We start from the raw sequence: 12,107 nt of genomic DNA, 5'->3' as shown, positions 1-12,107 counted from the left end.
TTTTTACCGCTGCACCACCTGTCCTATTTTCCTTGCGATTGTATTCCTGCTAAGCTATCTAAGTCTGAGCCCCGATAGCTCAGGGGATAGAGCGTCTGCCTCCGGAGCAGAAGGTCGCTGGTTCGAATCCAGTTCGGGGTACTTGTTGAAATCCGCTCTGTAGTTGCAAAAAGCCAGAGCGGTTTCTTTTTGCCAATTTTAGGGCTAGCGGACAATTGTTATTGATGGTTTTGCTGTTTTTCGTTGCTAGGGTGGGGTTTTCTGGAAAGAAACTCGTTTCGACTCGAGTTTTTGGTTGGACAATAGTTATTGATTTTGTTGCCAGTTATCCGCGTGATAGCAGGGAAAAATTGTGGTGAAAGTCGGTTGCATACTAGTGGGTATGAGATCGAACAAGAAACACTGCCCTACTTGTGGTGAAGGCATGGTCAAAAACGGTAAAGACAAATGCGGCCACCAACGCTGGATCTGCTGCTCATGCAAGGTAACCTCGCGTTGGCATAACGACGTCACTTCGCGGGATTTGCGCGCGTTCTTAGACGTTCTGACTGGGAAAACCACGCAGCGAGAACTTCCTGGACAGGGCCGGACCTTCCGACGCAGGAGCGCTGTGTTGTGGGAGATCTGGCCGATATGCGAACCCGATGGGCAAGACCACCGCGTGATCCATGTTGATGGTATCCATTTAGGCCGCGATGCTGTCATTCTGATCGCCTGCAGCCCCGAATATGTGATTGCCTGGCATGTGGCCAGACGTGAATCGACCCAAGCCTGGCTGGACCTGCTCGCGAAAATCCCACCACCCGGTATGGTCGTGGCTGACGGGGGCACAGGTTTCACAACAGCTCGGGCACGATTGTGGCCCTCCACGCGTGTCCAACGCTGCACGTTCCACGCCTATCAACAGGTCAAACGCTACACGACCACACGCTCACGAACTGAATGTGGCAGACAGCTCTACCGGATCGGTGTTGATCTATTGCATGTGAAAACTCCCGCACACGCGCACGCATGGATCGATAGCTTCTATGCTTGGCGTCACCGTTGGGCTGGGTTCCTGGCCGAGAAAACCCGTAACGAGAAAGGAAAACTAGTCGATAAACACGAGCGGCTCGTCAAGGCTGGCAATAGTCTGTCTAGGCTGGTCGATAGTGGCCATTTGTTCACGTTTCTCAATCCCGATCTTTACGATGACGGAGAAATAATCGGTTCTCTACCAGCGATGAATAACCAGATCGAGGGAGGTATCAACTCGCCTTTACGTGAACTGCTGCGCCGTCATCGGGGTATGAGTATCGATCACCGGATCCGTGCAGTGTCATGGTGGTGCTACCTACACACCGAGAACCCTGCCAACCCAGCCGAAATCCTGCGTATCATGCCCACCAACACGGACATCATGCGCGCTTACCAGCAAGCCGCAGCCCGACACCGAGCCCACCACAACAACCATCGCTGGGGCAACGGCCTTGACTGGAACGAACTCCACACCCACACACCCTACCGCAACGACTACTAACCCAAAATCAATAACTTTTGTCCTATAACCCAAAATGCTCTTAGATGGGTTTGGCTACTATCAGACTTTCCATTGGCTTTTTAGCGTTAACCGGCTCGTCCCATTTTGGTGAAGTCAGGGGAAGATGTTGCTGTGAAATGGCCAGTTGAGTTTGCCGATGTAGCGTAGTGGTTGGGTGCAGTCACCGAACACCAGCTGCGTTAGAGCAGCATCCCGGCGTAGCTTAGTGCGTGGTTGTAGTCACTGAACACCAGCTGCGTTAGAGCAGCATCCCGGCGTGGCTTAGTGGTTGGGTGCAGTAGTTCCCGAGCTCTGAGGCTTTGGTGTTTAACCCAGATTCTCATTTCTGATCCATGAGTGGGACACAACCTACTTTAACTGAGACACAACTTATTTGCCATGCCTTCCCTTCCCGTCTCGCCTCTGAGCATCTCATTCATACGGCCGTTTTTTCATGCCAACCACGCCATAAACACCGTTTATCTTGCCTGCTCACCCGCAGCAATCTACGTAAACAGCCACAGCCGGCCAACCAAACCCGGTTTTATTCTGAAATGTCGGATTTTCAAGGCTGGTGATGGGGTTGGCCTGTTTCAAAACCGGGGTATATGGGGCGATGTCCCCGTATATGAGGACATCACCCCAAATACCCCGGTTTCGGCACAACTTCTCGTCTTATCACGGCTGGAAACAGGCTGGATAGTAGCTGAAACAGACTGGATAGTAGCTGAAACAGGCTCTGGAAACTCTGAGTGGCAGTCGAGATGGGTTTAACGAGTGCGATTGATAGCCGAGATGAGCTTGGAAAGGCTGACAATCAGCAGAAGGTGCTGTTTTGGTGTGGAGCGAGAGAGCTGATGTGAGATTTGGGTGAATTGTTTGGTTGCTGAGCCGGGATCTAGATGGCTGGGCCGATAGTTAAGCCGGGCTCACGCCAAAAGTTGCGTGACGGATGTGTTTTCGTCCATGCACCGATGCTTCTCCCACGCACTCATGCTTTTCCTAACCCTCACGCTCTTGCATACACCGGACTAAAACGCACGTTCTGGCCAGTACATGCCCCCATACCCTAAAGATTCATGCAATACCCGCAATAATAAGGCCAAAAGCACGATGCACCACGTAAAACAGCCTGGGAAATGTGCCTTTTTCCGTGACCTATACAGCGGTTCGCGCAACCACTTTTGTATCAGCTAAACCTGGATGTGCCCATGCGCTCACCGTTGAGGCAAGCAAGAAAACCCCCGCCAACGCAAACGGCGCCAAATGATGTACACCGTATAACGCCGTCGCACTCACCGGAGCGAAAATCCACGTCAATGCTCCTGTAGCATGTTGCAATCCTGCCAACGCCCCCTGCTCGGCGGGTCCAACGGCCAATGATCCTCCAGCGGCAAACCCTGGACCAGCAAATCCAGTAGAAAAGCCCATACAGAATGAAGAAACACCAATGATCCAGAGCTGAGATGAGAAGGCCAATCCCACGAAACTCACCACAGATAAGAGCAAACCTACTCGAACTAGACGCCGCGGTTTCCACCCTAAACGTGGCACAATAACAAGCTGGGCTATCATCGCTCCACCAGCACTGACCAACAGCAACCAACCAGTAACTCCAAGTGCAGCACGCGGTGCGAAGCCCAACCGATCTTGCACTACGAACCCAACTATGATCTGCACGACTCCGTTAGCGAAGAATAGACCGACAATAGAAAGCACCCACGGCTTGACCCGAGGATCAGTCCATGACATCTTCGCAGGCAGAATCTTCTCCTGTGGTTTTTCGGTACGAGGAATAGCTTTCACAGCGACGATGAACGCGATAGCTACAAGGAAAGGGGTTGCGTAAACAGGAGCAAAAAGCCACCACGCCCCCAAAGAAGCAGAGAAGAATGAACCCACCATAATAGATAGGTTTGTCGCACCCGAAAATGCCGCCATCCCGCGCACACGGCTGGTTTCATCCGGAGTAATCTCAGCAATAAGGGATTGGCCTGCTGGAGGAATACCCGAAACAGCCGAACCGAAGAACGGCCCGCGCGCAGCAATGACCAATACAGTCGCGAAAGCTGCACCAATAAGCCCGGTGGATCTCGCCCATACTGCGGCTGCGAAAATAACTCCAGCACATAGCGCCAAGAACAACGAAATTAAAAGAACGCGACGACGCCCCCAGTACGTTACGCGCCGCCCCCAAAACTGAGCGAGCAGTGCTACAAAAACCGCCGCCAAAGACACTGCCAAACCAATCGCCCATTCCACAAGACCCAAGGCTCTCGACAGCGGTGCTATCGAAACATTGAGCATGTTTTGCCCAATATAGGTAAAGAAAACAATGACCAAGATGGCTCGGATTGTTGGATTGGAGGTGATTTTCACCGGAGTGCTGATACCAGGATCAACACTACCCAGCGAAATGGTTGATGAGGCTGATTGAACGATAGTATGGTCTGTGGTCATCCTACGATGATAGCCTGCCACGCCGGTAGACTAACTTTGATAATGCAGTGAGCATTATTGCACATCGTCACGCTTTGGTTCGATTACCCGTCACAGATAATGCCTTCATCAAGGATAGCAATATGATCAGAGACTGCGAAGGCTTCTTCGCGATCATGGGTGATCAGGATCGTCGGCAAGTTGTGCAAACGCATCAGATCAAAAAACTCCGAGCGTAGGCGTTGGCGCAGGTCTGGGTCTAGGGCACTGAAAGGTTCGTCGAGAAGCATCGCATCTGGTTGCGGTGCCAGAGCTCGAGCAAGAGCTACACGTTGCTGTTGTCCACCAGATAATTGATCGGGCCGTCGCGTCGCGTATCCAGCTAAGCCGATCATATCGAGCATCTCTAGCACACGAGGGTGGCGTGCTGCGTGGCGACGGCGCACCCCTCTCAGGCCATATGCGATATTTTCCGCAACATTTAAATGGGTGAAGAGCGCACCATTTTGCGGTACCAGACCGATTTTACGCTGGTGAGTTGGCAAGGTGGTGATGTCACGGCCCGCGCATTCGATATGTCCTTGACTGGGAGTATGCAGGCCGACCAAAACTCTAAGAAGAGTAGTTTTCCCGCTTCCCGATGCGCCGAGCACTGTAGTGATACTACCTGGTTGGACCCGAAGATTCACTCCTCGAAGAACCGGATTGCCTGGGGTGTAATGGGCGTGAATATTACGTATATCCATCATGAGTGCAAGCTCCTCGATAGCATGAGTGCGGGGATCATTCCAACAATAAGGAGAGCAAGGCCAACCGGTGCTGCCGCACCATAGGAACCAATGGAACTGTAGTTCCACAATTCGGTGGCCAGAGTGTGAATGCTGTTTGGACGAAGCATGAGGGTTGCCGGTAGTTCTTTCATAACCGCCGTAGCCACAAGGAGCCATCCGGCGAAGATCCCTGCTTTTGCGCCCGGGATTGATACTCGTGCCCATACTCGAAGAGGTGAATCTCCAAGAGTACGAGCAACTTCTTCGGCTTCAACACTGACGTTGTGGAATCCACTGCGTGCTGCCCCGATCCCCTTAGGCATGAAGAGGAATACATAAGTGACGATGAGCGTGGGAAGGGATTGGTATGCCCACGGAATGACGGTAAGAGTAAAGCTAACCATCGCCAGCGCCAAGACGACACCAGGCAGAGCATGTCCCATAAATGTTGCTGCTTCGATAATGCTCAAAACAGGGTGGCGTAGGCGCGCCGTGAGATAGGCAATGGCAAGGCTAGCGAGGGTGGCGATGGTGGCAGCAAGGCTTGCCAGGATGATCGTCGTGAGGCCTGCTTGGGCAATTCGATCCCAATCAGTTACTGTTTGGCTGTGAACTATCCAGCGATAGAATAGCGCTGCCAGTGGGGCAATGATGGAAACTCCCGCAATAACTAGCACAACGGCGCTAACTGCGAGTTGGCCGGTAAGGCTAAGCTGTTGCGCTGGGGGTTGGTAGCTATGTGTGCTGGATCGGTAGCTTCGACGCCGTAAGAGATTTTCTACAATGACGAGGGTAGCAGCGATAAGCATAATAAGGATTGCTAGTCCAGCTGGTGAATGCTTGGACACTCCAGCAATGACTTGCCCATAGACACCGGTGGTAAGGGTTTCGTAGCGCATCAAAGCCGGCGCACCAAAGTCTGAAATAGTATACAGAGCAACAATAATGCTTCCCGCCCCTATTGCCGGCGCAATTTGGGGCAGCGTGATCGTGAAGAAGACATATATTCGACGGCGTCCTAGAGTGCGTGCAACGTCTGCTTGCGCATGGTCTATTTGAGTCAATGCCGCCATCACCGGGACAGTGACAAATGGCGTCGAGACAAGGGTCATAAGAATAGCCAACGGGATAATTCCTGTAAAAGTAGGAAAAGCAGTGATCCATGCGAAGGCCGATACAAAGCTGGGCACGCCCAAAGGAAGGCAGACGAGCGTGATCCAGAATCGGGGTCGATAAAGAGATATTCGCGTCACTGTCCACGCTGTTATCGTTCCAAGGATGGCGCTTGCTATGCTCACGATGGCGCCGAGTAAGATCGTATTCCAAAATAGTTCAATGCTACGTTCTCTGATGAGAACCTGAACAAAGGAGATCACCCCATTACTCAATGCTCTGTACCCGAGGAAGAAAATGGGGATAACACTAACGCACGCGACTATAACGCTCACATAGACGAGCGTTTGCGGAAGATGTTGACCGCGCGTCAATCTTCGTTGTGGACGGGTGCGGTATCGTGCGTCAGATTTCATATTGATGCGTATTTCGTAAACGCTCGTGCCCGCATGGTGGTTTCACCGTGCTGGCACGAGCGTCATTGACGATTTTAGAGCATACCAACCTTAGTTAGTAGCTCAATAGTTTCGTTCAACGATGACAGTTCGGAAAGCTTAACGTCCGGGCCGCCAAGTTCATTGAGAGCTGGCACGTTTGCCGGGCTCTTCGCACCTTTGAGCAGTGGGTACTCGAAGGTCTTTTCTAGGAAGTAATCTTGTGCTTTATCGGACAGCATGTAATCAACAAAGATTTGGGCATTAGGGTTATCTGCAGCCTTTTTAAGAATGCCAACACCGGTTACGTTCACGAGTGCGGTAACAGATCCGGGCTTACCGAATTTCAGCTGTGCACGCAGAGTTTTCGGGTCCTGTTCCGAACGTGCCCAGTAGTAGTGGTTGATCAAGCCAATTTCAACTGCCCCATTATTCACAGCTTCAAGAATTTCGCCATTCTTCGCAAAAGTTTGCACGTTGTTAGCTTTGAGGTCAGTTAGCCATTTCTCGGTTTTTTCTTCACCCTCCATAACGCGCATTGCCGTAACAAAGGATTGGAAAGAGGCGTTAGTAGGGGCAATTCCAACCTTGCCATTCCACTTAGGATCTGTAAGTTCGAAAACGTCTGCTGGTACCTCATCTGCCGTGAGCTTTTCAGAGTCGTAAGCCATGACTCGTGCACGGCCGGTTAGGCCAACCCAGGAGCCATCATGGGAGGTATATTCTGGTGCAACTTTCTCAGTTACTGACTTGTCGAGAGGCGCAAACATGTCTGCCCCTGAAATCAGGCCAAGTGCTCCTGCATCCTGGGAAAGGAAGACTTGCGCAGGGGTCTTTTCGCCTTCTTCAAGAAGCTGAGCAGCAAGTTCCGGGGTTCCGGCATAGCGGATGTCGACTTTAACTCCGGTATCTTTGGTGAATTCTTCCATGAGCGGAGCGACGAGTTTCTCGTTGCGGCCAGAGTAAATGACCAGGGGTTCTTCAGTGGGCTTGAGTTCTTCGCTAACCTTAGCCTGTGATTCAGGCTGAGATGGTTCTGCATTATTATCTGCCGGAGTGCTACACGCACTAAGGGTTAGAAATATAGCAGCTAGTGCCGATACCGAAGCTGGGCGAATTCGCAACATGTGTTGCTCTCCTCTGTTTAGGGAATATGTGCCGTTCTGCAATTTCCTTACAGAACATAGCTAAGGCTACCCTAAGCTCAGCTCTTACTACCTGCAGATTAGGTGAATCTAAACACATCAAGCCAACAATTTAATCCTTCAAGATGGACATAAAAGACTAATGCCACAAACGCCACTCCGTCAGCAGCTACGGCGATATCACCATCGTCGCCAGTGGCCTATAGTACGTGCCTGCTCAGCAGAAGGCCGCTACTGGTCCAGATCTAATCCGAAGCACTCTACAATACGTTGCGAATCGAAGTAGGGATATCGGTAATGATCCCATCTACTCCCAGTTCCATGAGCTGACGCGCTTGGCGCTCATCATTGACCGTCCACACATGGACCGCCCAATCTCGCTCATGAGCCAACTCAATGAAGTTCTTATCAACAATCTTTATCCCCCGAAACGAAGAGGGAACCTGAACTGCCTGGACGCCGTCGTCGATAGTTGGCAAGGTGCGTAACAACGCGCTACGTATTTTCCCAGTAGACTTAGCCGCTAATAGAAGTTTCGCAACTGCTGAAACACCGAGCGAAGATGGTGTTCCGGGCAATCTTTGACGCAACTTAGCCAGCCGTCGTTCCGAAAATGAGGCCAAAGAAACTCGATCGAATGCGCGAGCCTGCGTGATTGCACAGATCAGCGGTTCAACAACCCGATCCTCCTTGGCGTCAATGTTAAAGACCATATCGGGAAACTGCGTGAGTGTTTCATCTAGACGCATCAATGGAGCGCCACAATGATCGCGAAGTTTCTTCACATCATCCCACGTATGATGGCTAACTAAGCCACGACCATTAGAGACCCGATCAAGAACTGGATCGTGGATAACAACTGCAACACCATCTTTGGTGCTATGCACATCGGTCTCAATGTAGCCAACCTCAAGAGCACTCAGCCGCGAAAAGGCATGATAGGTGTTTTCTGGAGCTTCAAGCCCGCCACCACGATGAGCAATAACGATGGGCTTTTCTAAAGCATTGCCATACTTCCACAGATTATCTGCCATGGCCCCTAGCGTGCTCCGCAGACGTCGTTAATATCGACTGCGCCTTTTTCCTTCATAAATGTCATGGGATCTACCGGGCCAGGGCCATCAAAACCACTGAACGCACCCGGGTGAATCTCAAAATGTAGATGAGGACCGGTAGAACGACCAGCATTTCCGACGTCGGCGATGTGGTCTCCCATTCGCACACTATCGCCTTCGCTAACATGGATACCAGAGGCGTAAGAATGTAAATACCACGACGTGAATTTCTCACCATTGATTTCGTGTTCGATAATGACTACCGGATCGCCAAACGTTATCGAACTGGAGCCAGAAAAGACGACTTTTCCATCTGCAATGGCATAGATCGGTGTACCCAAAGCTGCTGAAAAATCAACGCCTTCGTGCAGCGTAGATGTGCCGTAGATGGGGTGGATTCGCCACCCAAATGGCGAAGCTTCACTAAAGGTTCCAGCGGCGAGTGGATGAATAAATTTATCGAGATCGTTGCGCGCAAACGCCGTCAACGAATTGGCGCTGGACACAGTTTCGCACACTACTGCATGGCCGGAGAATTGCTCCTGGTAAGCCTTAAAGCGCGCTGAATCAGCCGCACCAGAAAGGGAGCGCAAGGTGGCTGGAGTCTGGCTGTGATCGATTTCTTCTCCAGCGAACTCCCCTTCCGCTGAGTTTGCCTGGGCATGGGTCTCAAATCCATACGATCCCAGAGCTAATCCGCCTCCGATAGCAATAACAAAGGCGCAGGAGGCCGATGCAAACGCGCGACGGTTTTTTGATTGATGCCAAAAATGACGCAAGGAAGCATAGAGCTGCGGAACACGCACCCGACGCTGTTCATCAACACCGTGCGCGTTGTCCATAGCAAAGGTATTGCTGTCAAGTTCAGGAAGATCGCCGGCATGATCGCCAGAGTGCAGATCTTCAGGAACGGCCATCACGACCGTTGTTCGCGAAGCGGTGTCTGTGCAGGACTGACGGGCTTCTTCGGCTAGACGCGCAAGCCGCAATTCGCGGCGAGTCGGCCGAGTTTTATAATCGCTCACGCGTCTCCCTTATGTAGTAGTCGTATCACTACATGCAACCATAACATTTTGATAACATTCGCGCTAGATTTATCGGTGGTGAATGCAACCACACGTTAGCGCTGCATTGCATCGCGCACTTCGCCGATTAACTCTTCAAGCACATCTTCTAGGAAAATAACCCCTTGAGTGCCATCTTTAAGATTGATTGCAGCCATATGCGCCCCCGCTTTTTGCATGACGCGCATTGCAGTTTCGATCTCATCATCTGGATCAACGGTCACCAAACGCCGGATCTTCCAACCGGGAATCGGTTCAGTGCGATGATCTGGAGCAATATCGAGAATATCTTTAACATGGACATATCCGATAAGTACGCCATTGGAAGCCACCACTGGGAAGCGAGAATAACCCGTATGAGCTACACGATCTTCTAGTTCTTGCGGCGTCAACGAATCAGGAACAGTCTCTAACTCCGCTTCGGAAATCATCAGTTCCCTAGCGGTCTGTTCGGAAAATTCAATCGCCGAAGAAATCAAACCAACATCAGCATCCAGCACGCCCGCAGCTTTAGAAACCTCAACAATCGAAGCAACCTCATCGGCAGTAAAAGCCGAGGCCACTTCACTCTTGGGTTCGAATCCAAAAAGCCGAATAATATGGTTGGCAACCCAATTCATTGACGCCACGATCGGGTAAAAGAACTTCGAAATATAAACTAGCGGCGGCCCAAGAATAAGCGCAGTGCGCTCCGGGTTAGTCACCGCAAGATTCTTCGGCACCATCTCTCCGATAACCACATGTGCATAGACCACCAAAAGCAGTGCAATAACAATAGCTATTGGATGCGTCATCGACTCTGGAATTCCCAGCCGAGCTAACGGCGCATCAATCGCATGAGCAATCGCAGGTTCGGCAACTGCGCCCAAGGCCACCGAAGCAATAGTTACCCCGAGTTGGCATGTAGCAAGCATCAGCGTGACATGTTCCAAAGCGTAAAGAACCGTGCGCGCGCTTTTCTTGCCACCGTGCGCTAACGGTTCAATTCGCGAGCGCCGCGAACCCATGACCGCGAATTCGGCAGCAACGAAATACGCATTAATAGCTAGAAGCGCAACTGTGATAAGTAACGAAGGTCCAAGACTCATTCTTCTACCTCCGCCTCGTCGTCAACTCGCAGACAAACCGTTTCAACGCGGCGACCATCCATTTTCTCAACGCGCGCTGTAACTCCCTCAGCACTGTAATAGTCACCGACTTCGGGAATCTTGCCTAATCCAGCCATAATCCAGCCACCTAGCGTTTCCCACGGACCGTCGTCGGGAACCTGAATATGGAATTCTCGAGCAAGCTCATCGGGGCGCATCAATCCCGGAACAATCGTTTCTCCGGTAGCCAAAACCCGCGACTGAGAGTTAGAGCCATCGTGCTCATCAGCAACGTCACCAACAATTTCTTCAATAACGTCTTCGAGGGTGACGATTCCTGAGACACCACCGTATTCATCGATGACGACGGCGACCTGGGATCCTGAGGCCCGCAACCGCACTAGCAGTGGCGCTAATTCTAAGGTCTCTGGAACTCGAGGCACTGGAATCATAAGTGAGGAGGAAGTTACACTGACCTCACTGCGGCGTTCGAACGGAATAGCAATAGCACGGCGCAGATTAACAATCCCGCGAATATCATCCATATCTTCACCGATAACCGGAAAACGCGAATGACCAGTAACCCGCGCCAAATCAATGATATCTGCTGCAGTTTGGTCGACAGTTAGGTGATTTACTCGCCCACGGTCAGTCATCACATCTACCGCGGTCAATGCACCAATATCTATAGAACGAGTCAGCAAACGAGCAGTAGATACATCCAAAGTTCCCTGCTCGGCAGAACGTCGCACCAACGCAGAAAGTTCACTCGCTGAACGTGCCCCGGAGAGCTCTTCAGCCACGTCGATCCCAAAGCGATTCAAAATCCAGTTTGCTGAATTGTTCAACACAATAATGAGCGGCTTAAAAAGCAAGGTAAAAATACGCAACGGCAACGACACTAACGCAGCAGTACGCAGCGGTGCGGCCAGCGCCATATTTTTCGGTACAAGCTCACCGAAAACCATTGAAAATAAATTCACGACGACGAATGCGATTATAACGCCACTAGCTACCGCAGCCGCTTGGCTAACCAGAGTGCGGCCTAAAAGTTCTCCGAACAATTCCTGTAACGGCGCCTGAGCCACATAGCCTAATAAAATCGTGGTTATTGTGATACCGACTTGGCAGGCAGAAAGTTGAATAGATAGATGATGGAGAGCTTTAGTTACTTTTTTTGCGTGTGCATCGCCATCTTCGGCTTTAGCATCGACTGTTGCCGGATCCAATGCCACGAGAGAAAATTCGGCAGCCACAAAAATTGCAGTGCCTAAAGTTAGAAGAACACCTATCCCGAGTAAAATCAGATTTACTAACACAACCTACCACCAACGTCAGTTCTCATAATCTTCATCGTAGCGTAGCTAGGCCTTGTTCTAGGAATGATTTCCACAATTCCTCCACACATCACGATTTCAATCTTCGCAATTACTGTAAAACTCGACACATTTCCAGTATAGTTTGAAGTTAAGATAATTCT

The 12,107-nt window shown here is 51.0% G+C and carries 9 protein-coding genes and 1 tRNA gene; 2 read left to right on the top strand and 8 right to left on the bottom strand.

All coding sequences use genetic code 11. From position 1 onward, the window contains the following. Positions 1–68 precede the first annotated feature (68 nt). A tRNA-Arg gene (locus NG665_RS01570) sits at positions 69–141 on the top strand. Between the two features lie 241 nt (positions 142–382). Beyond that, positions 383–1,519: an IS1249 family transposase gene (locus NG665_RS01565; protein ID WP_289812913.1), complete on the top strand. Its 1,137-nt coding sequence runs from the start codon at positions 383–385 to the stop codon at positions 1,517–1,519. Between the two features lie 1,158 nt (positions 1,520–2,677). On the opposite strand, the gene NG665_RS01560 is transcribed toward NG665_RS01565, so the two are convergent. The 8 genes from NG665_RS01560 to NG665_RS01525 form a co-directional block, all read right to left on the bottom strand. After that, complete coding sequence (locus NG665_RS01560) at positions 2,678–4,000, bottom strand: MFS transporter (RefSeq protein ID WP_252673572.1); 1,323 nt, start codon at positions 3,998–4,000, stop codon at positions 2,678–2,680. Between the two features lie 62 nt (positions 4,001–4,062). Then, positions 4,063–4,707: an ABC transporter ATP-binding protein gene (locus tag NG665_RS01555; protein WP_252673571.1), complete on the bottom strand. Its 645-nt coding sequence runs from the start codon at positions 4,705–4,707 to the stop codon at positions 4,063–4,065. Continuing rightward, complete coding sequence (locus tag NG665_RS01550) at positions 4,704–6,257, bottom strand: ABC transporter permease (RefSeq protein WP_252673570.1); 1,554 nt, start codon at positions 6,255–6,257, stop codon at positions 4,704–4,706. The genes NG665_RS01555 and NG665_RS01550 overlap by 4 nt, the downstream gene beginning before the upstream one ends. 74 nt (positions 6,258–6,331) lie before the next feature. Further along, complete coding sequence (locus NG665_RS01545) at positions 6,332–7,402, bottom strand: iron ABC transporter substrate-binding protein (protein WP_252673569.1); 1,071 nt, start codon at positions 7,400–7,402, stop codon at positions 6,332–6,334. 278 nt (positions 7,403–7,680) lie between these two features. Further along, the gene (locus NG665_RS01540; RefSeq protein WP_252673568.1) at positions 7,681–8,454 is read right to left on the bottom strand and encodes a glycerophosphodiester phosphodiesterase family protein; all 774 of its coding nucleotides are present in this window, start codon (positions 8,452–8,454) and stop codon (positions 7,681–7,683) included. 5 nt (positions 8,455–8,459) lie between these two features. Then, on the bottom strand, positions 8,460–9,500 hold the full coding sequence (locus tag NG665_RS01535; RefSeq protein ID WP_252673567.1) for a M23 family metallopeptidase: 1,041 nt from the start codon (positions 9,498–9,500) through the stop codon (positions 8,460–8,462). Positions 9,501–9,595: 95 nt separating this feature from the next. Beyond that, the gene (locus NG665_RS01530) at positions 9,596–10,627 is read right to left on the bottom strand and encodes a hemolysin family protein (RefSeq protein ID WP_252673566.1); all 1,032 of its coding nucleotides are present in this window, start codon (positions 10,625–10,627) and stop codon (positions 9,596–9,598) included. Beyond that, positions 10,624–11,946 (bottom strand): hemolysin family protein, encoded by a 1,323-nt coding sequence (locus NG665_RS01525; protein ID WP_252673565.1) that lies wholly within the window; start codon positions 11,944–11,946, stop codon positions 10,624–10,626. Before NG665_RS01525 ends, NG665_RS01530 begins: the two co-directional genes overlap by 4 nt. Positions 11,947–12,107: the final 161 nt, after the last annotated feature.

The organism is Arcanobacterium pinnipediorum, from assembly GCF_023973165.1.
Classification (GTDB): domain Bacteria; phylum Actinomycetota; class Actinomycetes; order Actinomycetales; family Actinomycetaceae; genus Arcanobacterium; species Arcanobacterium pinnipediorum.
Note: the sequence above shows the minus strand (reverse complement) of the source record. Positions and strands in the feature narration are given on the sequence as shown.